A 26,230-nucleotide genomic window follows, 5' to 3' on the forward strand; every position below is an offset into this window, starting at 1 on the left:
GCCTCGCGGCTCGTCTTTCCGTACTTTTAGTGTGAGGTATTAAATTGAAAAAGCAACCGGCAGTACAAGATAAAAAAGAAATACAGAAAAGCCAGAAAAATATTGAACTGAAAGGTCTCCTGTTTCTTGCGGCAGGATTATTTCTGCTGGCCTCATATGCAGGGTTGCCGACAGGTTTTATCGGTAAGTTCCTGCATGACTCGATGACCTATGGATTCGGGCTAGGCGCCATCGTTTTCCCATTCATTTTTATCGCGATGGGAATCGGTTACTTCCGCCTGAAAAAGAATCTGGTTTGGTTTGGGGGATTCTGGGCTGCCATGTTGTTTTATATTTGCCTGCTGGGGTTCCTGCATCATATCTTTATCCCTCTTGATTATGAAACCGAATTAACTTTTTTGCCGCAGGGCGGAGGAATTGTAGGCGGTCTTCTCACCAGTGCGCTGCATGCCGTGGCAGGGGCAACCGGCTCAGTGATTTTACTGGTGGCCGGTATGCTTGCCAGCCTGGTGCTGACCGGAAAATTATCGTTGGCGGCTTTGACCGAAAAAGCCGGGGATACGATTCAGGATATCCGGGAGGCCAGGAGAGAACGGCGGAATGTTGAACTGGATGTGGAAGAGGAGTCTGAATCTGCTTCCCGGAAGCCGCGGCAACCTGTTTTTGTTTCCTCTGACCAGGACGGAAGAAAATCCAGTGCAATGGATGTATACGATAATGAAGAGTTCTCTGAATATAATGAGGATGTACGCAAGCCTTCCACCTTTAAAAAGATTTTGAGTTTCGGGCAAAAGGCATTGGACAAAGACAAAAATTCCGGAGAGACGACTTCGGATTATCCATGGCCGGACGAAGCAAAACCGGAACATTATATTCCGGTGGAGCGCATGGCGAATCATGATAAGAAAGAAAGACCGTCTCTGGTACAGACGTATCCTGAAAAGCAGGAAACAGTTGTCTTGCGTCCTGCTTCCGGTATCATTACTCCGCATGAGGATGATTCGGAACCGGCGCCCTGGGAAAAGACTGCAATGCTTCCGGAACAGGAACCCTCTGAAATACCTATTTCTCATTACGGAGAAACCGAAGAGGATACTGAGACGTTCAGCGGAAATATAAAAACCGGTGATGCCGCAATGGAGAAAGAAAAATCGGCAGCGGCAGGCAATGAGACTGAAAAGAAGAAAAAAGACGCACCGCAGTCCCGGTATGTTCTGACGGAACATGGCGTTATGGCTGTGACAGAAGGAGGGCGGGAAGCGCTTGCAATGGCTTCTGTTGCACAAAACGAAACTGCTACAGGAAAAACGAATGCTCCTGAAACAGCGGGAAGTAAGAATCGTAATCTTGCAGATACGAATAAAACGGCAGGCAATGAAAGGGCTGACCGTTCCGGTGCAGAAAAAGTTTCTGCCGGAAAGACTGCAACTCAATTAACGGAAGAGAAAGCGCAAAAAACAGAAGAATTGCCTAAACCGGAATACAAGTTCCCACCGCTGGATCTGTTGAATCCTGTGGAAAAAACAGACCAGAGACGGTTTGACGCGGATGTGAGGGAGCAGTGTCGTATACTGGAACAAACGCTGGCAGATTTCAAAGTGAATGCAAAAGTAACCGGTGTGACCCGCGGTCCGTCCGTGACACGGTACGAACTGCTGCCGGCCCCCGGTGTCAAAGTCAATTCCGTGGTGAATTTGGCGGATGATATTGCGTTGCGCCTGGCCGCACCCGGCATCCGGGTGGAAGCGCCCATACCTGGCAAGGCGGCCATAGGGATTGAAGCGCCCAATACAAAAAATGATATGGTGGGTTTCCGTGAAATTGTGGATTGCAAGGCGGTACGCGAAAATTCTTCCAAGCTGTGTGTGGGTCTGGGCAAGGACATTGAAGGAAAGGTTATCACTATTGATCTTGCCAAGATGCCCCATCTGTTGATAGCAGGTACTACCGGCAGCGGTAAATCTGTCTGTGTCAATACGTTGCTGGCAGGCATCATGTATAAAGCGCGTCCCGACGAGGTAAAACTGATTTTGGTTGACCCCAAGGTCGTCGAGCTGACGAATTATAATGGCATTCCCCATCTGCTGGTGCCTGTGGTTACGGACGCAAAGAAAGCGGCTTCCGCCTTGCATTGGGCTGTGGGGGAAATGGAGCGGCGTTATAAATCCTTTGCGGATACAAGGGTGCGCGATATTAAGGCGTATAACGCCCAGGCGGATGAAAAGATGCCGTACATCGTCATCGTCATCGACGAGATGAGTGACCTGATGATGGTGGCCAAGGCCGATGTGGAAGATGCGATTTTACGGCTGGCCCAAAAGGCTCGCGCCTGCGGTATTCACATGGTGCTGGCGACCCAGCGTCCCTCTGTTGATGTTATTACCGGTATCGTGAAAGCGAACATTCCGTCCCGGATTGCTTTTGCCGTTTCCTCATTGACGGATTCCCGTACCATTCTGGATATGGGCGGTGCGGAAAAACTGCTGGGCAAAGGCGACATGCTGTTTTATCCCATCGGCGCCAACAAACCGTCCCGTGTTCAGGGGGCTTTTGTCAGTGACGAGGAACTGAACCGGGTAACGGATTTTATTAAACAGCAGGCAATTCCTGTTGAAGACAATCCTGAAATTACGAATACGGTCCTTCCCAGCGACAGCCAGAAAGAAGCGAAGAATGCTGCCGCCGGTGACGGAGAAGCTTCGGAAGAAGACAGCCAGGACGAGTTGCTGGATGACGCGATTCGTTTAGTACTGGATTTGGGACAGGCCTCTGCTTCTATGCTGCAGCGCCGTTTCCGTATCGGTTATAACCGGGCGGCCCGTCTGGTGGAAACCATGGAAGAACTGGGCATTGTGGGTCCGGCGACAGGAAGCAAGCCGCGGGAGCTGCTGCTGTCAAGGGATGAAGTGGAATACAGATTTTTAAAGAAAGATAATTTTTCTGACAGTCAGTGATGCAGGAATTGGTTGGTATCGGTATACTAAACTGATACTTGACAAACATAAAGACAAAGCGTAGTATAAGAGTGTTTTTATGTAACGATTGTCATATAGAAGGAAGTATAATGAATCAGACATTTTTACCCGTGTGTAAAGAAGATATGGAGGAACGGGGCTGGGAACAGCTTGACTTCCTTTTTATCAGCGGAGATGCGTATGTGGATCATCCGTCCTTTGCACCGGCGGTTATCTGCCGTGTATTGGAAGCGGCAGGTTACAAAGTTGCCATTCTGCCTCAGCCGGACTGGAATTCTCCTCAATCGTTTCAGCGTATGGGGAAGCCCCGGCTTGGCGTGTTAGTATGCGGCGGGAATTTAGATTCCATGTTGTGTCATTATACGGCTGCCAGAAAACCCCGGAAAGAGGATAAATATTCTCCCGGGAAAGAAATGGGAAAGCGTCCCGATCATGCAACACTGGTTTATGCTAAAGCCGCTAAAAAATTGTGGCCGGATTTACCTGTCATAATCGGCGGTATCGAAGCAAGCTTGCGGCGTTTCGCGCATTATGATTACTGGGAAGATAAACTGTTGCCTTCCATCCTGACAGAAAGCGGTGCGGATCTGCTGGTATGCGGCATGGGGGAAACCCAGATTCGTGAAATTGCGGATTATCTGGCCGGCGGTGCTTCGGGAGAAGACCTGCATTATATTCGCGGCACTGCTTACGCGGCGGAAACGTTGGATAATCTGGAAGAATATGTAGAACTTCCTGCGTATGATGCTATCCGGAATGACAAAAGGCTGTTGGCGGATGCCTATCGGCTGCAGCATGAAAATGTGGACCCCTTTTACGGAAAAATCCTTGTGCAGAAGAACAGCCATAACTTATATATAGTACAGAATCCGGCTGCTATGCCGCTGACGGAAGAAGAAATGGATTCCATTTACGATCTTCCGTATACGCGGCAGTGGCATCCGATGTACGACAAAGAAGGCGGAATTGCGGCACTGGAAGAAGTGAAGTTCAGTATCGTAAGCTGCCGGGGCTGTTTTGGAAGCTGTTCCTTTTGTGCCATCCATGCCCATCAGGGGCGTATCATTCAGGCGCGCAGCCATGCTTCTATTTTAAAAGAAGCAAAAGAGATGACACAGATGCCTGATTTCAAAGGATATATCAACGACGTGGGGGGACCTACGGCAAATTTCCGTCATCCTGCCTGCAAAAAACAGCTGAAAGTTGGCGCCTGCAAGGACCGGCAGTGTCTCTTTCCAAAACCGTGTCCGGCTCTTGATGCGGACCACAGTGATTATATCCGGTTGCTGCGGGAACTGCGCGCGCTTCCGGGCGTAAAAAAAGTGTTTATCCGTTCCGGCATCCGTTACGATTATTTGCTGGCGGAAAACAAGCAGCAGTTTTTGGATGAGCTGTGCCGTTACCATGTGAGCGGACAATTAAAAATTGCACCGGAGCATATTGCGGAGTCTACCCTGAAGCATATGGGCAAACCCGGCAAGGAAGTGTATCTGAAGTTTGTCAAAGCTTTCATGCAGAAGAATAAAGAAATTGGGAAAGAACAGTATCTGGTTCCGTATTTTATTTCCAGCCATCCCGGTTGTACGCTGTCAAACGCCATTGAACTGGCGGAGTTTTTACGTGATACCGGGCGTTATCCGGAACAGGTGCAGGATTTTATTCCTACGCCGGGGAGCGCGTCGACTGCCATGTATTATTCCGGTATAGATCCCTTTACCGGAAAAAAAGTATTCACGGTACACAATCCTCATCACAAGGCGATGCAGCGTGCCCTTATGCAATACCGCAATCCCCGGAACCGGGCGTTAGTTATAGAAGCGCTGAAAGAAGGGGGACGTACGGATTTGATTGGGGAGGGTCCCCGTTGCCTTGTCCGGGCTGACAGTTTTCAAATTTCGCGCAAAACAAAATCCGGAAACCGCAGTAAGCGAAATCATAAATAAGTAAGGAAACGCTGATTAATAAATAAAACGAATCATAATGTTTCGACGTTTTTTATTCGGAAACTAAGTTTTTTGAAGTGAAGAAGTAATGAACAGGAAGATTTTATTTTCGGTTTGTGTGTGTCTGCTTTTTCTTTTTACAACAGGCTGCAGCTTTGTGAACACAACCGTTTCCAAAAACACAGTTAAAGTTTATACGACGCTGGACAAAACTTTTGTTGAGGCGTTGTGCGGTAAATTTACTGACAGTCAGCCAAAAGAAAAAAGAATTGTGTTTGAAGTTCTGAATCAGGAAAAGGAAATGCTTCAGGCGGACTGTATTATCGGTGAGGCGACGTTGTTGCAGCAAAAGGCAGCGGAAGGTTCCTTGCAAAAGATTTCTGCGGAATATGCGGATATGCTTCCGGCAGAGCTGAAGGGGAATGAAGAAAAATGGATCACACTCTTTTATGATCCGGCGGTGTTACTGGTCAATCAGGCGTATTCCAGAAAAGTTGGACAGCAGCAGTTTTTACACTGGGCTGATTTACCAAAGCAGACCGAAGCCCGGCTTGTAATGGAAAATCTCAGTGACAATGAATCAACTGTTCAGTTCTTGGCCGGACTGTCTTCCCGCATGGGACAGCAGGAGTGTATGGAATATTTCAAACAGATTCGCCCTCTGATAAAGCAATATGCAAAGTTTCCCATCACCCCGGTCCGTATGGCTGCTACCGGCGACGCGGATATTGCTATTACCAGGAGAAGTCATATCTTTAAATATTTGCAAAATGATTTTCCTGCTTACATTCTGATTCCGGAAGAAGGAACGCCGGTTAACTTATACGGGATCGGTGTGACGCAGAACAGCAAGAAACAAAAAGAAGTTACGGCATTCCTCAATTGGGTATTGCAGGATTCCGAAGCGAGGACAGTCCTTATGACTACCCGTAGCGGGTATCTTCCGGTACTGCCTCGGGGAGAAACCGGGCAGGCTGTTTCAAAAGGTACGTTATGGGTCAATACGTTTTATAAAGACAGACAGTCCTTAGAAAAACTGACGGAGGGATGGCTCCGGAAAATTCGGTTGACGGATGCAGGGGAGGATAAAACGTGAAGCTGGGTCTGATTAGTTTAGGCTGTCCGAAGAATCTGGTTGATTCGGAGGTCATGCTGGGAATCATTGAAAAATATCACATTGAAATTACAAATGATCCGGAAGCGGCGGAAATTATTATCGTTAACACCTGCGGGTTTATTGAATCCGCCAAGCAGGAATCGATAGATACAATCCTTTCCATGTCTGCCTATAAAACGGAAGGCTGTTGCCGCTATCTGATTGTAACCGGCTGCCTGGCGCAGCGCTATGCGCAGGAACTCTTTCATGATATGCCGGAAGTTGATGCCATTGTGGGTACAAATGTATATAAAGATATTGCTCAGGTTATTGAGCGGGTCATGCAGGGGCAACGGGTTCTGCATCTGTCGGAAACTGATTTTGAAATAATCGATTTGGAAGGACTGCAGGGTAATGAACGGAATTTGCCCGATCCCCGTAAGTTGACGACGCCCTCGTACATGGCGTATCTGAAAATCGCGGAAGGCTGTGATAACTTCTGTTCTTTTTGCGCGATTCCCCTCATTCGGGGACGCTATACCAGCAAACCGTATGAACAAATCATGGCTGAAGCCAGAGAGTTAGTGGAGCGGGGCGTGAAGGAACTGATCGTGATTGCGCAGGATACGACGCGTTACGGTCAGGACCTGTACGGAAAACTCCGATTGGCGGAACTGCTGCACGATTTGAATGCGTTGCCCGGTTTAAAATGGATCCGTGTGTTATATTCCTATCCAAACACATTTACTGATGAACTGATTGAAGCGTATGCAACATTGCCGAAAGTCTGCCATTATGTAGATTTACCGTTGCAGCATGCCAGTGACCGGTTGCTGCATGCCATGCGGCGCCGCGATAAGTTAAGTGAGACGAAAAAGCTTCTGAAAAAATTGCGGGAACGGATTCCCGATATTGTGATACGCACAACATTTATTGTAGGTTTTCCCGGTGAAACGGAAGAAGATTTTGCCATTCTGAAAGAGTTTGTGACAGAGCAGAAGTTTGAAAATGCAGGCGTGTTCCAGTATTCTCAGGAAGAAAATACGGTTGCGGCAACACTTCCGGAGCAGATTCCAGAAGAAACAAAGCAGGAGAGGTATGATGAACTGATGGCAATTCAGGCCGGTGTTTCCGAAGACGTCCACCGGTCCATGGAAGACCGGGAACTGGAGGTTGTTGTGGAAGACTATGAGTCAGAAGAAGATAATCTGGTTGCAGCCCGCAGTTATCGGGAAGCGCCTGATATAGACGGAAGTATTTTTGTGGAGAATGCTCCCGGACTGAACCCGGGCGATTTTATCCGCGTGCGGATAGAACAGGGATTTGCCTATGAAGTAGTAGCGACCCGCGTGTGATAAAACCAAAACATGGGAGGGCGTCAGATGAGAGTTGAAATTATAACAACCGGTACGGAACTTCTTCTGGGAGAAATTATAAATACAAACTTTACCTGGCTGGCACAGGAGTTAAATCAGCGCGGTTTCGATGTCCTGTACCAGACAACGGTGGGAGATAATCCGGCCCGCATGAAAGAAGTGTTGGACATCGCCGTTAAACGTGCAGATATTGTCATTACCAGCGGCGGTCTGGGGCCGACCCGGGGCGATATTACCAAAGAAATCATTGCGGAATATTGCAACGTCGATATGTATATGAATCTGGAAGTCTGGAATCATATACACGAAATGTTGTCCAGGCGGAATATCTGTATTGCGGCGAATAATGAAAAACAGGCTCTGGTTCCCAGTGGCGCCATCGTTTTGCATAATGAGGCAGGAACGGCGCCGGGACTTGTATTAGAGCATGACAATACGACATTTGTCATGCTGCCCGGACCCCCCTTTGAATTAAAAACGGTTTGTGAAAAGGAACTGTTCCCTTATTTTGAACAGCGTTTTCCGCATCTTGGAATCATCAAATCCCACACGTTGAAGCTTCGCGGCATAGGCGAGTCGAATCTGGCAGAAATACTGGACGATATCATTGTAAACCAGTCAAATCCGACCATCGCTCTTTATGCAAGACATGGAGATATTTTGATCCGGCTGACAGCCAAAGCGTCTGCCCCAGAGGAAGCGGACGTTTTGATTGCAGGCATGCAGGAAAAAGTGGAAAAAATTGTGGGAACCTACGTATATGGGTATAATCATGATACGCTGCCGGAAGTAGTAGGGAAAGAACTTTTATGCAGGCAGAAAACGATTGCTTTTGCGGAATCCTGTACCGGCGGGCTGGCAACCAGTCTAATGACCGATGTACCGGGAAGCTCTGCTTATGTGAAAGGCTCTGTCGTTTCTTATACCGATGAAGTAAAAAATCTGGTTATTCATGTCAGCAAAACAACGCTGACGAAAAAGGGAGCCGTCAGCGAAGAAGTGGCTCTGGAAATGGCAGAGGGTGTCAGAGAGGCAATCGGTTCCGATATAGCAGTCAGCATTACAGGGTTGGCCGGACCCGGAGGGGGTACCCGTAAAAAACCGGTTGGCCTTGTTTATATAGCCGTGGCAGATAAAAACGGTTCGTTATGCCGGAAATTTGTTTTTAATGGTACGCGAACACAGATTAAACAAAGGGCCTCCATGGCAGCTTTAGGTTTGGCGTTGGACAGGTTGAAAGAAAGCCCACAGAATGATTCGGAGGAAACAATCCATGACCATGACGCAGAAAGATAATTTTGGAGAATTGAAACTGGATAAACGTATTGTCGCGGCAGTAAAGGAGATGGGATTTGAAGAACCGTCGCCGATTCAGCAGCAGGCGATTCCTTTATTGTTAGAGGGAAAGGATATCATCGGACAGGCGCAGACCGGTACCGGCAAAACTGCTGCCTTTGGTATTCCCATCATACAGGGGATTGAAGACCATCGGCATATTCAGGCGTTGGTAATGAGTCCTACCCGGGAACTGGCAATCCAGGTTGCGGAAGAAATCGGAAAAATTGGCCGCAATAAACGGATCAAAGCGGTGCCGGTATATGGCGGTCAGCCGATTGAACGACAGATTCGCGCCCTGAAGAGCGGAGTGCAGATTGTGATTGGTACCCCGGGACGTTTGCTGGACCATATCCGCCGGGGAACGATAAAATTGAACCATGTTCGGTATTTAGTGTTGGATGAAGCGGATGAAATGCTGGATATGGGCTTTGTCGACGATATGGAAGACATCATGGCGAATGTTCCGGCCGACCGGCAGACGATGTTGTTTTCCGCCACGATGCCCCGGCCGATTCTCAGTCTTACCAAAAAGTACATGCGGGCTCCGCAGATTGTAACTGTCAGTAAAGAAGAAATTACAGTTCCTCTGATTGATCAGTATTATTTTGAAACCCGTGATAAAATTGAAGGCGTTTCCCGTCTTCTGGATGCGGGCATTGAAGGGAAAAGCATTATATTCTGCCGTACCAAGCGGGGGGTTGACGACCTGGCTTCGTCACTGATCAGCAGAGGTTATATTGCAGAGGGACTTCACGGTGACCTGACTCAGATTCAGCGTGACCGCGTCATGAAAAAATTCAAGGAAGGGCGTCTTGATATTTTAATTGCAACCGATGTTGCGGCCCGCGGTTTGGATATTGAGAACGTGCAGTATGTTATCAACTTTGATATTCCCCAGGATCCGGAAAGTTACGTTCACCGGATCGGTCGAACCGGACGGGCTGGCAATACCGGCGTGGCGCTGACCTTTATTTTACCGAGGGAATTCCGTCAGCTGAAGCTGATTGAACGGATTGCCAAAACACGTATCCGCCGCCGGGAACTGCCGACTACTTCTGATGTACTGGAGCATCAGCGGGAACAGATTATTTCCAAGATGCAGGCTTTGCTGGAAATGGGAAACTATGGGGATTATATGTCTGTGGTAACCACACTGGGCAAGGAATATGAACTGGAAGAGATTGCGGCCGCTGCGTTAAAACTGATGCAGGAAGGGAACAGGGCCCTTGAGATTCACGAAGAAAAAAATACAATCAGTGACCTGACCAACCAGAACATGTCCAATACAGGAGGTCGTCCGGGTATGGTACGGTTCTTCCTGAACATTGGACGCAGTCAGAAAATTACAGTTCCTGAACTGGTGCGGACGATTGCCCGGGAAGCTGAGATTCCGGGACGTTCTATCGGTCTGATTAATATTTTTGATAAATTTTCTTTTGTCGAGGTACCGGAGCAGTTTGCCGAACGGGTACTGGTTGTGATGCGTAAGAACAGTATCCGGGGCTATAAAGTGAATATTGAACCGGCGCATTCCAAATAGTAAGGAGTTGGACTTGGAATGAAGGAAGTTCTGGGCAACACAGACGGACTTAAAAATAATATTATAGAATCATTACTTCAGCTGTATGAGTTAAAGGTGCCTCCCTGGCAGTTAGTGTCTGAGGAAATTGTCATCCATATGGCAAAGATTACTACTGCAGTCAACAGGGAAGTTAATATCTTTCTGGACCGGAAAGGAAATGTGCTGAGTGTTTCCATTGGGGACAGCAATACAGTTTCATTGCCAAACCTGCCGGGCCGGAGGGGAACCGGGCGATTGAGCGGGATCCGCTGTATTCATACACACCCTGGGGGGAATCCGCAATTAAGTGGAATTGATTTGTCCGCATTGCGCAGCCACAAATATGATTTAATGGCAGCTATAGGTGTGGATGATGAAAAACCGGAAGAATCCGTTCTGAGTTTTGCCATCATTACAGGGAAAGACGATTACGGGCAGTATACAGCGGAAGAGTATGGCGTCTTACAATTAGAGGCGCTGGAAACGTTGTTCCTTCCAAATATTATCAGCTCGGCAGAAAAACGGCTGGCTGCAACGGATGACAACCATAAGCTGGAACAGCGACCGGAGCGTACCATGCTGGTCAGTCTGGAATATGGAAAACAGGACCGGCTGTGGACCAGTGAGGATTCACTGGAAGAGCTGCGACAACTGGCAGAGACGGCCGGCGCCGAGGTGATCGCAAAGTTTTTGCAGAAGCGGCCCAAGCCGGATCCGGGATTTTTTATTGGTCGCGGCAAGGTGAGGGACCTGGCTCTGTTTGCGCAGCAGGAAGACGTAGATCTTTGCGTGTTTGATGAAGAATTGTCTCCGGCCCAGCAACGGAATCTGGAACAGGCGCTGGGGATTAAAGTGCTGGACCGTACTGCGTTGATTCTTGATATCTTTGCGCAACGGGCACGGACAAATGAAGGAAAGCTGCAGGTTGAACTGGCACAGCTGCAATACACACTGCCGCGGATTATGGGGCAGGGGATGTCCCTTTCCCGTTTAGGCGGCGGTATTGGTACCAGAGGCCCCGGTGAAACAAAACTGGAAACCGACCGGCGTATGATTCGCGATCGCATTGCCTATATTAAAGGCTGTATCGATAAGGTGCAGAATGTTCGTAAATTACATCGCTCGCACCGGAATAAAAACCAGGTGCCGTCCATCAGTCTGGTTGGGTATACCAATGCAGGAAAATCTACCTTGTTAAACGTGCTTACGCATTCTGACGTGTACGAAAAAGACCAGTTGTTTGCTACACTGGATCCTACCACGCGTCAGCTGGATCTTCCGGATAAGAGACAGGCGATTTTGACAGATACGGTCGGTTTTATTCAGAGGCTTCCGCATCAACTGATCGCAGCGTTTAAATCTACGCTGGAAGAAACACTGGATGCCGATTTGCTGGTACATGTTATTGACGTGAGCCATGCTTTATATAAGGAACAGAGCGAAGCCGTCTACCGTGTGTTGGAAGAAATTGGAGCACAGGATAAGCCGGTATTAAGCGTGTTTAATAAAATTGATAAACTGCCGGAAGACAGCTGTCTTTTAATTCAATTGAAAGCCATTCCGGACAGTGTTTGTATTTCAGCCAAAAAGCAAATTGGACTGAATGAGTTATTGGCGACGATTACAGATCATTTAAAAATGAAATCTGTAGAAGTCACGATGTTAATTCCTTACAGTGATTCCGGTATTGCGGCAAAGCTGTTTGAATCAGGAACCGTGTTGTCGCAGGATTATCAGGCGGAAGGAATTAAAATGGTAGTCAGAGTTCAGGCCAACGAGATCGGTCGTTGGGAAAAATTTATAGTAAACAGGTGATTAATTTTTATGTTTAAGAATACGTTATCTTTTGATTCTATCTTTGAGTGTGCAAGAAATGAGGTTAAGAGAAGGCAGTATCGGTATGATGAAATTGCCTTGAAAAATACGGAAAAGGTTATCGCTGCTTTTCGGAAACATCAGGTATCTGATTTTTATATGAAACCTACTACCGGTTATGCGTACAATGACCTTGGGCGTGAGAAGTTAGATGAGATTTATGCGGATATTTTTAAAACAGAAGCTGCGTTAGTTCGTTCCCAATTTGTTTCCGGAACCCATGCACTGGCAGTTGCCATGCTTGGCAATCTGCATGCGGGTGATGAAGTGATTGGTGCGACAGGTACTCCTTACGACACCATGCAGACAATTATCGGTTATCCTAAAAAGATTCCGGGATCCTTGACAGACATAGGCATTGCCTATAAAGAAATTCCGATGATTGGCAATTATGTCAATATCCGTGCCGTATGTAATGCAATCACCGAAAAAACAAAAATGGTTCATATTCAGCGTTCCTGTGGATACAGCAGTGAAAGGGGAACGTTGGATGTAGCCAGCATTGGCCGGCTGATTCAGGAGGTTCACAACGTTCGGAAAGATATTATCTGTTTCGTAGATAATTGTTACGGCGAATTTACAGAGGAAAAAGAACCGACTGATTACGGTGCGGATTTGATGGCGGGTTCCCTGATCAAAAACCTGGGAGGGGGACTTGCGCCTACCGGCGGCTACATCGTAGGTCGAAAAGATCTTGTTTACAATGCAGCCTGTCGGTTAACCGTTCCCGGCCTTGCAGGAGAGATGGGGGCCACACTGGGTGATACCGGCAGAGAGTTTTATCAGGGTTTGTTCATGGCTCCTCATGTCGTTATGCAGGCTGTCAAAACGGCTATTTATGCTGCCTCAGTTTTTCACCAGTTAGGTTATAAAGTAAATCCGTTATCAAATGAAATCCGGCACGATATCATTCAGTCGATTACATTGAAGAATGCAACAAATCTGGAGAACTTTTGCGTAGCTATACAAATTAATTCACCGGTTGATGCACACGTAACCCCTGTGCCGGATTACATTCCCGGATATCAGGATAAAATTATTATGGCTGCGGGAACATTTGTTCAGGGTGCTTCCATTGAATTAAGTGCTGACGGACCGATGAGAGAACCGTTTAATGCATTTATGCAGGGCGGATTGACCTATGAACACGGACAACTGGCAATCAATGCAGCGGCTAAACTGATTGGTGCAGCCACTGAAAAACGGAGGAACAGGTTATTGGGTGATTACACTACAATGATGAATGAAGAGAAAAACTTTTTAACGGCCTGTGAGACTACCGTAAAACCAAATAAAAAACAACAAAATACTGTAAAATAAAGAAAATGAAAACCACAAGAGCCATAAACCGCATAACTCTTGTGGTTTTCATATTAAAACTAAAAAGAAGAAATGACGTCAGAAACGCATCGAAAAAACATTAAAAAGACAACGAAAATAGTGATGTCAAAAAGACGAATGGCTATAACATGCGAAAGACCGCAATAACCTTACCGATAACCTGGATGTTGTCGTTACCGATGATAGGATTATACGCATCGTTTTCAGGTTGCAAACGAATAGAACGTAAATCTTTAAAGTAACGCTTTACCGTAGTTTCTTCTCCGTCGATTAAAGCTACGACGATATCACCGTTATTAGCAAAATTTTGTTTGCGTACTACAATATAATCATGATCCAGAATACCGGCATTGATCATACTGTCGCCCTTAACAGAGAGCATGAAAACATCTTCTTCGGTACCAATCAGATCTAAAGGGATAGGATAGGTCTCTTCAATATTCTCAACAGCCAGAATGGGAACACCGGCAGTCACATTACCGACCAAAGGTACAGGAACAACTGTTTTATTACGCCAGGAAGCTTCCTGGGTAAGCTCCAAAGCACGCGGTTTAGCGGAATCACGCTGTATGAAGCGCATGTTCTGCAACTTATGCAAATGGTTGTGGACACTGGCCGTAGAAGACAGACCAACAGCTTTACAGATTTCACGCACTGACGGCGGATAACCTTTGGTTTGCGCGTAAGACCTGATGAAATTCAAAACTTGTTTCTGTCTTTCCGTCAACATATCTTCCGTATAATTTCCGTCGAAATCCTTTGGAATTAAACTTTTGTGTCTTGCCATCTGCACAACCTCCTAAAATAAATTTGTACTATACATAATTTCGGTAAATAAAAATAAAAACAAAAGTTCTTATAATTATTATAGCAAAAGCGAGAGGGGATGTCAAACGCTTGTTCATTAGCGTTCGTAATTTTCATAATTACAAAAACTAATGTGAATTATGTAAAATAATGGTGGTTATTTGATAATTATTTTTACGTCCGATAATATATATTATGTAAAATCAGAACCGGAAAAATCACGGTTTGCGCATTGCTTTTAATAATTTCCTGGCGACTTCCGTTTCGATTACGTTATTTTTTAATCGAGCCCGTACTTTTCTTCTGTTTTTCCTAATAACTCGGTACTGGAATTATCACAATTAACTGCTTTTCTTTTTAAACGCTCATATTTGCGTTTTAAGCCCTGATTAAATTCTGCGCGACTCATTTATCGTACCCTGCCTTAAAAATCGTTCTACGGGCATTTTACGCGGTCGTTTTTTTAAACAAAAAACCGGCACAACAAATTGGCCGGTTTTTTATCAATTTAAATTATTTTTTCAGCAATGTAATTTTTTCTAATCTGTTTTCCAGTTCGTTATTCATTTTTTTGTCGTCTCTGAAAATGTAAGCTGCCAAACCAAAATTTTGCGGCGTAAACATTGCTTTTGCGTTAACGTTAAATGTAGAATTATTTTTTACAGATCCGCGTGCGGTTAAATTAACTGTTCCGTAATTGTCTCTAAAATCTGATTTTGTATTGACTTCTTTAAAATCAACATATTCTTTTATGGAAGGATGTTTCAGACCTTCATTTATTAATTTGTCAATAATAAGATTTGTCAGAATCGGATTCTCGAAAAATTCCGCGAAAGAATTTTTATCTTTGGTTCGAGAAGAGGCAAACAAAACAACCTCGGAAATTTTCTGAAAATTTATTTTTGAGGCGTCCTCTTTGCCCTGTGATTTGTTTATTTCCTCATGATATTTCAGAAAATCAGATACGCCGTCCCAGGGCATGGCTAACGTAATTTTTAACGGTATCTTTTTGTCAATCGTGTCATCATTAGCCTGAACATAGGCCCAGTCGTCCGGTAATGTGATCCTTCCTCCCAGTAACTCGTCATTAAAACCATATGGAACGGATTCTTTAGTCGGTGTAAAGAAACGGAGCCCTTTCAGAAACGCCTTACGGGAGTCCACATAGCCGTTAACTTTTACTTTGTTCCCATCGGTTAATTCATTGCGTACTTTCTTTTTGGTAAATGGTGTGGCCTCCCCGATTATTTCCTTTTGCGCGTTCAGATTTGGCAGCGGGAAGGTGGAAACAACCGTATAGAGCATGTTGTTGGCTGATGTTATGGAGATTTGCATATCTACCGCACGACCCGGGCTTTTCAGCTTTTCCTTAGCTCCTCCATTATCCACGATATGAAGATACACATAAGGCTGTTTTCCGCTTTTGTTTGTGGAAATGCTGATATTTGAATTGTCAAGAAGTTCTTTTGGCGCCAAAGACAGCTTATTGCCGGTTTTTATCTCATACGGATCCGGCATGAACAGCAGATAATTTACTTTATCCGGCGAAAGCCCGTTGCGCTCCAGAACCTGTAAATCTTTATATTTTTTGAGAAATTCATCTGTTGAGAATTTTTTTCCGGTTGACTCTTCCACCTCTTTGGCTGTATATGCGCAAATAATATTCAAGGCAGTTTCATTTTTCTCCGGTTTATTTGCAAGGCCATAGAAGCTTCTGCCGCCGATTTCCATCCAGGCAGGCTGTGACTTCAGTGCAAAACCCGAATCCAAATCCGTATAGGTAGCTGCGGCAGCAAAAGCAGATAAACTTCCGGTTATCAGAAGTGCAGAGATTGAAGCGCAAAGTACTTTGTTCATCTTTCGTTTAGCTCCTTGTTATTTTCCCGGCAGCAGTTTCACTTTGTCTGCCAGATTAGCGACTGCGTTGGTTTTAGTTTTATCGCCTTTTGAGATATACAGGCTGAGCAGTCCGTTGTTCCGGGTTCCCGCCAGGTTGGCATGGGTAAGAAAATCAAACCGGTTCATAACTTTAACATTGGTGTCAAAAGCAAGCTTAATTACCTGACCGTCATTTGCAATCTTTGCTTTTGTATTGCTTAACACCGCATATTTTTTCAAATCTTCATTGTTGAGCAGCTTGGGCATCAGTTCGTTTAGTGCCTTTTGCATATCAGACTGTGGGATACTGAATATTTCTTCGGCTATATCAGAAATATTCTTATTTTTTTTGCTTTTCCGGATACTGTAGCTGGCTAATATTACACTTTCATCATAAATGTTGTAAATCTCTTCCGGCTTCAGGTCTTTATCAAAATCTTTCATAAAAGCAAAGTTCGCCAGATTGCTTACCATAGTATAAGGCGCTGTCCAGGCCACATTCACTTTCAAGCCGTCCTGATCCTTGATTTCCGGAGCAGCGCGCACATACAGCCAGTTGTCCGGTAACGAAACAAACTGTTTCAGAACCGGATCGTTCATACCAAAATTCTTTTTGCTTTTGTCCGGTTTAAAGAAAGTGAGGCCTTTTAAGATTGCCTCCCGTTCTTTCTGCAATGCTTTCTGGATCTTAGGATCATTCAACGAAGAATCGGTCAGCGGCAGAAGCGCTTTCTGCAAGGCCTTGGGATCCTGTACGGCGCTGCCGGCCGTTTCTGCGGAAATCCCTTTTTCTTCATAGTCTTTTTTCAATGTGGAATTTTTGTTTTCGGCCGCTTTGGCTTTCTTTGCAGCTTCTGTCTCTGCACTGCAGTAGGATTCTGTCAGATAAAGGATATTGTTTTCAGAAGTGATGTACAGTTTTTTGTCTGTAACCCTTTGGTCAATCCCTTTTTCTTTATCAAATGCGCCGGGGTATTGTGCAGATATCACAAAATAAGTTTGTTTTCCGACAGTTTTTGTTTCATAGGAAAATTTGGCGTGCTGTAATTCATCTTCATCAAAACAATCCAGCAACGAGTCTTCCATATTCTGATAGGGTTGGCCTGTGGCGTGGGTGTAGGTTTCCGGGCGGAACAAAGCGTAATCGGGCTTGGCTCCGGATTTTTTACTCATTTCCGCTGCCAGTTTTTCTTTAAACTGTTTCGTTGTGAAAACGATTCCTGTCTTTTGGGCGAGAACGTCTGCGGGAATGGCCGCAACAGAATGATAGCTGTCCGTGGTGCTATTGTTTTCCTGGAATCCGTAACTGGATTTCGATGCATATTCTATCATCGGATTCACAGTTTGCACCGCAAAGCCGGAATCTGCGTCTGTGTAAACATTTTTAGGCGCCGCAAATACGGGATATGCACAACCTAAAACCAATAACGAAGAAATAATTGCTGCTGCACTTTTTTTCATAGACAAATGCCTCCAAAAATAAAATTATAAAAATAAACAAATAGTTTGTAACGTCTAAATCTTTATCTTCGGTTTAATATTCCATTCTGCATAAACAAATCTATGCAAGTTTTAGTTGTCATAAAACACTATGTTAACTATAAAACAAATATAAATCCTTTGCAGAATGACGGGAACTTTTGCAAAAACGGAATGCGTCCCTTATCTCCTATTTGTTTTGGATGACCTTAACTTTCCCCTTCCCTTTTTGCCAGTATTCGATAACGGACTGACCGGGAAGCGGATTATGCTGCGCATCAAATACGTTGCGCTTTACTTCCAGCGCATGCACAGCGATTCTTTCGCCATTCTCAAAAACCGCCATCATCATAAGCCTGGCACTCATTTCCCAGATTTGTTTGATGGTACCGTTTTCATTTACGGTAGTAGTCCAATTGAGAACCTCGCCCTTTGCAGGCAGTTTGAGAAGTTCAAGATTGACGCGTACATTGCTTTGCGAATTCTGACCGCCAGTCTTGTCCGTTGACCACCAGGTCTTTGCGGTAATGGAATAATCCGTAATATCCAATACGTAAGAAGAAGTCCCATCGTAAGGAAGAAATTTAATACTGCCAATCAGGGGAATCGGGGATTCCCTCTCCAGTCGGTATCCATTACTGCTCCGTTCAAAATTAACATTTACTTTTTCTATAGGTCCGGATTTTTCATCTTCATAAATATAGAATGCAGAACGTCCCTCCGGATAAAAATAGTCCAGGATTCTTTCCTGAGCCTGAACGGACGCCGTCAAGGCGAGGAACAAAAACAAAACACCGAAAAATAATTTGAGTTTTTTCACTTTAATTCTGCCTTTCTGAGTAAACTTTTTTGCGAAATTTTTTCTGATTTATATAATCAAAAACTGTAAGTCATACAGTATTGAGTACCTGCTCCATAATCATGTTTTATTTCATCAGGTATTCATCAATAGCTGCTGCAGCCCTTTTGCCTGCGCCCATGGCGGAAATAACCGTGGCCGCACCGGTGACGATATCGCCGCCGGCGTAGACGCCCGGCATGCTGGTGGCGCCGTTTTCATCGGCTACGATGTTGCCGCGCCGGTTTACTTCCAAATCCGGCGTAGTCTGATGAATCAGCGGGTTCGGACCCTGGCCGATGGCCATGATGACTTCATCCACTTCCAGCACATAGTTGCTGTCTTTGATGGCAACAGGGGAACGACGGCCGGAAGCATCCGGTTCGCCCAGTTCCATCTTAACGCATTCCAAACCGGTGACCCAGCCCTGTTCGTTGCCGACAATGCGTACCGGATTGTTCAGCAGGCAGAACTCGATGCCTTCTTCTTTTGCGTGTCCCACTTCTTCTTTACGGGCCGGCAGTTCATCCTCACCGCGGCGGTACACAATGTACACGTGCTCCGCGCCTAACCGCATAGCAGTACGGGCTGCGTCCATGGCTACGTTGCCGCCGCCCACGACTGCAACCTTTTTACCGATAAAGACTGGGGTGGCTGCCCGTGGGAACGTGTACGCTTTCATCAGGTTTACGCGGGTTAAGAATTCATTAGCGGCATAGACGCCGTTGAACTGTTCGCCGGGAATATGCATGAAGTGAGGCAGGCCTGCGCCGGTCGCGATATACACAGCGTCAAAGCCTTCTTCTTTCATCAGCTCGTCAATGGTAAAGGTGCGTCCGATGATGGCATTGGTCTGGACGTGCACGCCCATCTGCTTCAGCCCTTCAATTTCGTGCTGCACGATTTCTTTGGGCAGACGGAACTGGGGAATGCCGTACATCAGCACGCCGCCGGCTGCATGCAGGACTTCAAAGATGGTTACGTCATAGCCTTTTTGCGCCAGCACGCCGGCACAGGCCAGGCCGGAGGGTCCGGAACCTACAATGGCAACCTTTTTGCCGTTTTTAGCGGCAACTTCAGACGGATCCACTTTGTCCAGTCCATGTTCCCGTGCATAATCCGCAACAAAGCGCTCCAGGCGCCCGATTGCCACCGGCTCGCCCTTGATACCTAACACGCAGCGGCTTTCACACTGTTTTTCCTGCGGGCAGACACGGCCGCAGACAGCAGGCAGGCTGCTCTTTTCTTTGATGATTTTAATAGCGGAAGCAAAGTCTCCTTCGGAAACCGCGTGGACAAATTTCGGAATGTAAATATTAACAGGGCAGCCTTCTACACAGCGGGGCTTGGGACAGTTCAGGCAGCGTTTGGCTTCTTCAATGGCAGTGGCTTCATCATAGCCCAGCGCCACTTCTTCAAAATTGCGACGGCGGATCTCAGCCGGCTGTTCCGGCATAGCGTGACGATTTACTTTAAGCATTTGCAGGCACCTCCGCATCCCCATTCAACCGATTCCTGAGTTTTATACATCTTCTGGCGTTCCATCAGATTGGCGAAATCCACTTTATGGGCGTCGAATTCCGGGCCGTCCACACAGGCGAATTTGTTTTCGCCGCCAACCAGCACGCGGCAGCCGCCGCACATGCCGGTTCCGTCTACCATGATGGTGTTGAGGCTGACTGCCGTAAACACCTTGAACGGTTCCGTGGTGCGAGCCACATTGCGCATCATGATTACCGGGCCGATGGCGATAACGTAATCTACCTTCTCACCTTTTTCCAGCATGGCCTTCAGCGGATCGGTGACAAAGCCCTTATGACCGTAACTGCCGTCGTCGGTGCAGACGATCAGTTCATCACTGACAGCGCGCATACGGTCTTCCCACAATACCAGCTCTTTGTTCCGGGCGCCGATAATGGAAATGACCTTATTTCCTAATTCTTTGTAGGCTCTGGCAATAGGATATACCGGCGCTACGCCGATACCGCCGCCCACGCAGACCACCGTACCGAAATTTTTCATTTCAGAAGGCTGGCCTAACGGGCCCACGATGTTATCCCATTCATCCCCTGCTTCGAAATCTTCGCAGATGTGGCGGGAGGTGTTGCCTACCACCTGGATGATCATGGTGATGGTTCCTTTTTCCCGGTCAAAATCCGCAATGGTGAACGGAACCCGCTCACTTTCAGGATCCGATAACACAATGACGAATTGACCCGGTTTGCATTTGCGCGCAATCAGCGGCGCCTCAATCACCAATTCGTATACGGCAGGTGAAACAAGTTTTTTGTCCAAGATTTTCGCCATGATGATTCCCCTTCCTTCAATTCATAGTTCTCTATCTTATTATTATAATACGTTTTCAGGTTTAGTTGTTACAAATTTTAAAAGAATTTGTGAATAAAAAAACGAATCAAACATAGTTCCGGGTAAAAAACCAATTCGTGATTTTTATTTTCCCGTCAGGCGTTTCGCGATTCTGTCTGCTTCGAAATAAATCTTCTCCGCATCCAGTGCTTTCACTTCGCCTTTTTCCATCACTACTTTGCCGTTGATGATGGTCGTGTCCGCGTCGTTGGCATTGGCTGCGTACACCAGCAGGCTCATACGGTTGTTCCGCGGATACCAGTGCGGTTTGTTCATATCATACAAAACAATATCGGCCAGCCAGCCTTTTTCCAGTTTTCCCAGCTTGTCGTAGCCAAGGCATTTCGCTCCCTGGTATGTGGCCATATCCCAGGCCGTTGCTGCCGGAATGCACAGCGGATCGTAAGTGACGCCCTTGTGCAGCATGGCCGTGAGTCGCGCTTCTTCCAGCATATCCAGATTGTTATTGCTGGTTGCTCCGTCGGTGCCAAGACCAACCGTGATTCCTTTTGCCAGCATTTTTTCTACCGGCGCAATCCCGCTGGCCAATTTTAAATTGCTTTGCGGATTGTGGGCGACTCTTGCCTTTTTGGCAGCCATGATTTCCATTTCTTCATCCGTTACCCATACGCCGTGGGCAATCAGGCAGCCTCTATCCAGAATGCCAAGGCTGTCCGCGTATTTAATGGGCGTTGCCCCGAAATTCTTTACGCAATTCTTTACTTCCTGTTCTGTTTCCGCCAGATGCATGTGCAGCTGGCAGCCCAGTTCGCCGGCTGTATCCACCAACAGCTTCAGATACTCTTTGCTGCAGGTGTAAGGCGCGTGAGGTCCCAGCATGACGGTAATCAGTCCGTCATCTGTTCCGTTCCAGTCTTTGTAAAGCTGCACATTTTCTTGGAGCCGCTCATCATTTTTGTCATATTTGTCGCCCATCAGGCCCCGGGACAGGCAGGCACGGATTCCTGCTTCCTTGGAAGCCTGTGCCGTTTCATCCATAAAGAAATACATATCGGCGTAAGCGGTAGTACCGCTCTTCAGCATTTCCAAAATGCCCAGCTGGGTGCCTACATAGCAGTCGCCTTTCTGCAGGCCTGCTTCTGCCGGCCATACTTTGTTCTGAAGCCAGTCCATCAGCGCCATGTCGTCGGCGTAACTGCGCAGCAGGCACATGGCGATGTGGGTGTGTGCGTTCACCATACCGGCAGCAGCTAATTTTCCCGTGCCGTCAATCTGATACGCATCCTCATAGCCTTTTGGCTTCTTAATACCAATGTATGAAATTTTATTGCCTGTGATGCCAATGTACTTCTTTTTGTAAGCCGGGCCGTCCGTAACAATTTCCACGTTGCTGATTAAAATTTTCTTCATGGTACGTTCTTCCTTTCGTTAAAGCTTAAATAAGATTTTATGATTCACTCTTCTCCCAGCTGCCTCTTGCTGTAATGATTCAGATAAAAATCGTGCAGCGCTTCCGCGGTTTTTTCATTTAACGGAAATGGAGTGCCGAAAGAATGGGCAATACAGTAAATTTGCGCGGCTTTTTCCAAAATCTGCGCCGTTGCCAGCGCCTCTTTCATAGTTCTGCCCCAGCAAACCGCGCCATGGTTGGCCAGCAGTGCGGCGCTGCGTCCGCCTTCCATAGCCTGCACGGCGTTCCTGCCCAGTTCTTTTGTGCCTGCCATGGTGTATTCAGTACATCGCACTGCACCGCCTGTAATTTGTGTCAGGTCTTCTATAATGGGCGGCAGATCCTTATGTGCCGCTGCCAGCGCACTGGCATAGACGCTGTGGGTGTGCACGATGGCCTGTGCCTCCGGAAAGTTTTTGTATATTTCCAGATGGAGCGGTAATTCGGAAGAAGGCCGCAAGGGAACCGTGACAGAACTTCTGTCCTCTTTACAGTTGACTGAATCCGCGGCAACCGATTTGTTACCACAATCTTGGTTCGTTAATGCGCCACTGCTATAAGAAATTGTCCCTTCCATATCCGTCACCACAATATCCGCAGGAGTAAGCTGTTCATAATCCCTGCCCGACGGAGTGATGGCTATATGGTCAGCATCTACGCGCTGGCTGATGTTTCCGTAGGTGCCGATGGTCATGCTGGAACGGGCCAGTACCAGCCCCGCCTCCACCACTGACTGTCTGATAGAATCCAAAACTTCTCTGTCCATACAAATTCCTCTGTTTCCTTAACGGTTCGTTCTTCAGCTTAATACAAAATTCTTCCATTTCACGGAACGGCTCGCAGACAAACATTTTGATCCAGTCCATCTCAAGAATAATATCCCGAAATTCACGTCATGTTTCTTTACATTTCAGATTGCGCAGTGCTTCTTTGCTGTTGCCGATGATCATGCCGACTTTTTCGCAAGTCTCCAGTTCGCTGCAGTCACCGCAGGTTTCATACCCCTTACCCAGACCGCATTGACGAATCGGGCACAAAGAATCACAATACAGAGTTTTTACTCCGTTAATCCGGCAGCCTGCACAGTTAATCATTTCAGGAGTTATTTCGACCTTGTTCATTTCAGACCATTCTCTGGCAACTTTCTTACGCAGCTCATTGTCATCACGCAACGTTGCAATACGTGCTTCACAGGTCTCGCAGTCCAGACCGCAATAAGCAATAAAATCTTTCAAGTTATTTATCCTCCATTAACAACTATGCTCTCAATCTTTAACTGCACGAACCTAAGGCGATTTGCATTAAAAAAATTAGTGAACGAATCGTTTAAAACCTATTCACACATTTCTGCCAGGTTCAACTGCGTGCCCTGCTGCATCAGGTCATATTCTTTTGTTGCCGGGATAGCCGACACGATTTTTAATGCGCCGTTTGTCTTGTCGATCCAGAAGGAAGCATGATCTGTCCAGAGCTTTCCCCTATTATGCTCCCGAAGAAAAATGAAATGGCTTTCCGTTTCATAACCGGCGCTGACTAACGCGAAGGGTCCCATCCACTCTTTGGCGATTTCGTAAGCCTGTTTTGCTGTGATCATGATTACACCTCTCCTCTTCAACTGTTAATTATAAATAATTATTCCCCACAACAGCCCGCACATATTCACAAACCATATTTTCGGGTGTTTCCCATGGATATACGCATTTGACAGTTTCATGGATTCTGCTCTCATTATCCTGCAAGGTTTGTTCACCTTATGTTGCTTGCAATTTTTATCTTTTATGCCTGGAAAACTATTATTTTGATTCTATCAGGTTCTCCAGGCTGTCTTCTTTCCAGTTGAATTTAATAGATTCGCTTTTTACCCAGCCCTGTACCCAGCCGCTTTTTTCTTTCCGCTTAATTTCAATCCAGATTCCTTCCGTCTCCGTCGTCCGCTTATGCATTAAAATCACGGCGGTTTCTTCCGGGAAGTTTCCCACGGCTTTCGCCTTGACAGAAGGTTCGGCATAAACGGTAACCGTTCCGCCAACAATCTGGCCGGTGCCTCCCGGGTTTTTACCGCGACTTTCACCTGCTGAGTTCTTCGGAAATAAATTCAACCCGTTTCCCTTCCCTTCACATCCTGCTACAACAAAAAGAAGAACTATTGCCAACAGTATTAAAAAGAGTTTCATAACAGCGTCCTTTCCTGACACACGACAGGTCATTCTATTTTCCTGTTTGCTCCTCTTTCAGCTTCGCACAATACTTTTCAAAAGATATTCTTTTCTCGTAACTTGCAAAGGTAAACTCCTGAATTTTGCCCTTGTCCCCTTTCCAGTATAAAAACAGCCAGGGACCTCTTCCGCCGGATTCAAGATGTTCTTTCCTTTTTTCCACTTTTCCGTCTTTTAAACAGTCAAAAAAGGTTTTCCATTCTTCCGGCGAAAGTTCCTTTGTGCCGGAAACGGTGATATCCTTTTCTCGCAGCGGCCAATGGTTGCCTTCCCGTTTTTCGTGATAAAACTGATAGGTTCCGTCTTTCACAGAAAAACGATAGCGCTGGAATTGCGGCGGGTTTGTGGAAGAGTCGTAAGTGAAATAAAAATCTGTAATATCTTCCATTTTCACGTCGGCTCCCACTGTCTTTGGACCGTTTCCGGGCAACATATCTGAAAAACTCCAGCTGGCTCCGGCGCAACCCATCATCAAGAATAAGGGAACAACAAGAACAATGGCGATTGAGCTGTATTTGAATACTTTCATCACAACTCCTCCTTCATATTTCGTTCATTTAATTTAATACGACCACTCTCTGTCATCGCCTGCGCCGAAACGAACGGTATTGATTTTCCTGCTTTGGGGCCGGATGACCAGTACGTCCCACAAATCTTCGGAGGCAGTGTTCAGCTTTCGTTCAGGCGCAAGAGCTTTTCCTTTTTTCGCTTCTATGTTCTGGCACTTTTGCGCGGCAACCGAAAATTCCAAAAAGGGCTTACTGTGACTGTAATCTCTGTGAATATGACCGGAGATGGTAGCAATATAAGTGCCTCCGTTGGCAATGAAGTTATTCACAGTCTCAACCATTTTCATCTGGTTGTAAATCCACTTTTTTCCCGGATTCTTGTTCTGGACAAGCCTTCTGTGGGTTAATACCAGCACGCTCCATCCTTTGGGAACTTCATTCAGGCATTTACTAAACCATACAACAGTATTGTCTGAAAACCCATGGCTCCAGTGAAAACCGTCTTCCGGTTTCTGATAATTAGAATCCACAACAAACACCCGGATCTTCAGCCGGTCATAATCAACATAGTAATTCAACCCGTTCATGGAAGGATCAATGACTTTATTCGGAAGGGTGTAACGCATAAACATGGACTCAATTTGCTGAGGGGTAAGAACGGTTCCGTCCTTGCGGGAAATATAACGGTTATCATCATGATTTCCCATACTGTAAATCAGAGGAACCCCGACTCCCTGCAACCGTTTCATGACATAATCGATCTGCTGCTTTGTCTCATCCATTTTCGTGGGCGGCTTTGCGTCTACGATATCCCCAAGACAAATCAGGCCGTCAACCTGAATCTGCTTTTTTAACGCAGCCATATTGGTTGTCATGTCGGTCACGCTGTCCAGCTTTAAGCGGTTATCCGTCTTGACGGTATTGTAGTGGACATCAGAGCAGAGAAAAAATACCAAGGCCGGTTCTTTGGTCAGTGCTCTGACTTTTTGCGTCGTGTCCTGTATCTCGTCAAGATAATATGATTTGGGCTTTTCCGGTGATTTTCCCAACACATTTAACGTTTGCGGGAAAACCGTAATGCTTAAAACCACAAGGGCTATGACAGCAATCACTAATTTCGTTATTTTCTGCATAATCTTTTCCCCTCGTACTACATAGTTAAACTTTTTTCTATATCTGTTCGTTTACGGTAAAATAATAGGAGACGCTGATTAAATGAG

Annotated in this window: 21 protein-coding genes; 8 read left to right on the plus strand and 13 right to left on the minus strand. The window is 46.2% G+C overall.

Annotated elements, in window-relative coordinates:
- Positions 1 to 44 precede the first annotated feature (44 nt).
- The 8 genes from QZV31_RS02365 (at position 45) to QZV31_RS02400 (ending at position 13,484) form a co-directional block, all read left to right on the plus strand.
- Complete coding sequence (locus tag QZV31_RS02365) at positions 45 to 2,954, plus strand: DNA translocase FtsK (protein WP_295357579.1); 2,910 nt, start codon at positions 45 to 47, stop codon at positions 2,952 to 2,954.
- A 110-nt stretch (positions 2,955 to 3,064) separates the two neighbouring features.
- Positions 3,065 to 4,918 (plus strand): YgiQ family radical SAM protein, encoded by a 1,854-nt coding sequence (locus QZV31_RS02370; protein ID WP_295357581.1) that lies wholly within the window; start codon positions 3,065 to 3,067, stop codon positions 4,916 to 4,918.
- A 157-nt stretch (positions 4,919 to 5,075) separates the two neighbouring features.
- Positions 5,076 to 6,014 carry an extracellular solute-binding protein gene (locus QZV31_RS02375; protein WP_295357584.1) on the plus strand — a complete coding sequence of 313 codons (939 nt, stop codon included), beginning with the start codon at positions 5,076 to 5,078 and terminating at the stop codon, positions 6,012 to 6,014.
- Positions 6,011 to 7,369, plus strand: coding sequence for a 30S ribosomal protein S12 methylthiotransferase RimO (gene rimO / locus QZV31_RS02380; protein WP_295357588.1), 1,359 nt, complete (start codon positions 6,011 to 6,013; stop codon positions 7,367 to 7,369). The genes QZV31_RS02375 and rimO overlap by 4 nt, the downstream gene beginning before the upstream one ends.
- A 27-nt stretch (positions 7,370 to 7,396) precedes the next feature.
- Positions 7,397 to 8,686, plus strand: a complete 1,290-nt coding sequence (locus QZV31_RS02385; RefSeq protein ID WP_295357591.1) for a competence/damage-inducible protein A — start codon at positions 7,397 to 7,399, stop codon at positions 8,684 to 8,686.
- Positions 8,664 to 10,268: a DEAD/DEAH box helicase gene (locus tag QZV31_RS02390; RefSeq protein WP_295357594.1), complete on the plus strand. Its 1,605-nt coding sequence runs from the start codon at positions 8,664 to 8,666 to the stop codon at positions 10,266 to 10,268. The genes QZV31_RS02385 and QZV31_RS02390 overlap by 23 nt, the downstream gene beginning before the upstream one ends.
- Before the next feature lie 18 nt (positions 10,269 to 10,286).
- Positions 10,287 to 12,104 carry a GTPase HflX gene (hflX, locus tag QZV31_RS02395; RefSeq protein ID WP_295357597.1) on the plus strand — a complete coding sequence of 606 codons (1,818 nt, stop codon included), beginning with the start codon at positions 10,287 to 10,289 and terminating at the stop codon, positions 12,102 to 12,104.
- 9 nt (positions 12,105 to 12,113) lie between these two features.
- Positions 12,114 to 13,484, plus strand: a complete 1,371-nt coding sequence (locus QZV31_RS02400; RefSeq protein WP_295357600.1) for a methionine gamma-lyase family protein — start codon at positions 12,114 to 12,116, stop codon at positions 13,482 to 13,484.
- 142 nt (positions 13,485 to 13,626) lie between these two features.
- On the opposite strand, the gene lexA is transcribed toward QZV31_RS02400, so the two are convergent.
- From lexA to QZV31_RS02465, 13 genes are all read right to left on the minus strand, one after another.
- Positions 13,627 to 14,292 (minus strand): transcriptional repressor LexA, encoded by a 666-nt coding sequence (lexA, locus tag QZV31_RS02405; protein WP_093729634.1) that lies wholly within the window; start codon positions 14,290 to 14,292, stop codon positions 13,627 to 13,629.
- Positions 14,293 to 14,825: 533 nt separating this feature from the next.
- Complete coding sequence (locus QZV31_RS02410) at positions 14,826 to 15,788, minus strand: hypothetical protein (protein ID WP_295357603.1); 963 nt, start codon at positions 15,786 to 15,788, stop codon at positions 14,826 to 14,828.
- Between the two features lie 399 nt (positions 15,789 to 16,187).
- Entirely contained in the window at positions 16,188 to 17,651 is a 1,464-nt protein-coding gene (locus tag QZV31_RS02415) for a hypothetical protein (RefSeq protein WP_295357606.1), read from the minus strand.
- 208 nt (positions 17,652 to 17,859) lie between these two features.
- Entirely contained in the window at positions 17,860 to 18,489 is a 630-nt protein-coding gene (locus tag QZV31_RS02420) for a hypothetical protein (RefSeq protein ID WP_295357609.1), read from the minus strand.
- 106 nt (positions 18,490 to 18,595) lie between these two features.
- Positions 18,596 to 19,987, minus strand: a complete 1,392-nt coding sequence (gltA, locus tag QZV31_RS02425; protein ID WP_093912784.1) for an NADPH-dependent glutamate synthase — start codon at positions 19,985 to 19,987, stop codon at positions 18,596 to 18,598.
- Positions 19,975 to 20,814, minus strand: a complete 840-nt coding sequence (locus QZV31_RS02430; protein ID WP_295357617.1) for a sulfide/dihydroorotate dehydrogenase-like FAD/NAD-binding protein — start codon at positions 20,812 to 20,814, stop codon at positions 19,975 to 19,977. The genes gltA and QZV31_RS02430 overlap by 13 nt, the downstream gene beginning before the upstream one ends.
- Positions 20,815 to 20,958: 144 nt before the next feature.
- Positions 20,959 to 22,245, minus strand: a complete 1,287-nt coding sequence (locus QZV31_RS02435; RefSeq protein ID WP_295357621.1) for an amidohydrolase — start codon at positions 22,243 to 22,245, stop codon at positions 20,959 to 20,961.
- Positions 22,246 to 22,289: 44 nt separating this feature from the next.
- Positions 22,290 to 23,051, minus strand: a complete 762-nt coding sequence (locus tag QZV31_RS02440; RefSeq protein ID WP_295357624.1) for a class II aldolase/adducin family protein — start codon at positions 23,049 to 23,051, stop codon at positions 22,290 to 22,292.
- 127 nt (positions 23,052 to 23,178) lie between these two features.
- Positions 23,179 to 23,520 (minus strand): DUF3795 domain-containing protein, encoded by a 342-nt coding sequence (locus QZV31_RS02445; RefSeq protein ID WP_295357627.1) that lies wholly within the window; start codon positions 23,518 to 23,520, stop codon positions 23,179 to 23,181.
- 98 nt (positions 23,521 to 23,618) lie between these two features.
- The gene (locus QZV31_RS02450; protein WP_295357630.1) at positions 23,619 to 23,879 is read right to left on the minus strand and encodes a hypothetical protein; all 261 of its coding nucleotides are present in this window, start codon (positions 23,877 to 23,879) and stop codon (positions 23,619 to 23,621) included.
- A gap of 199 nt (positions 23,880 to 24,078) precedes the next feature.
- On the minus strand, positions 24,079 to 24,384 hold the full coding sequence (locus QZV31_RS02455; protein WP_295357633.1) for a hypothetical protein: 306 nt from the start codon (positions 24,382 to 24,384) through the stop codon (positions 24,079 to 24,081).
- 109 nt (positions 24,385 to 24,493) lie between these two features.
- Entirely contained in the window at positions 24,494 to 25,030 is a 537-nt protein-coding gene (locus tag QZV31_RS02460; RefSeq protein ID WP_295357636.1) for a hypothetical protein, read from the minus strand.
- A 33-nt stretch (positions 25,031 to 25,063) separates the two neighbouring features.
- Entirely contained in the window at positions 25,064 to 26,143 is a 1,080-nt protein-coding gene (locus QZV31_RS02465) for a metallophosphoesterase family protein (RefSeq protein WP_295357638.1), read from the minus strand.
- Positions 26,144 to 26,230 lie beyond the last annotated feature (87 nt).

This window comes from uncultured Succiniclasticum sp. (genome assembly GCF_902793885.1).
Classification (GTDB): Bacteria; Bacillota; Negativicutes; order Acidaminococcales; family Acidaminococcaceae; genus Succiniclasticum.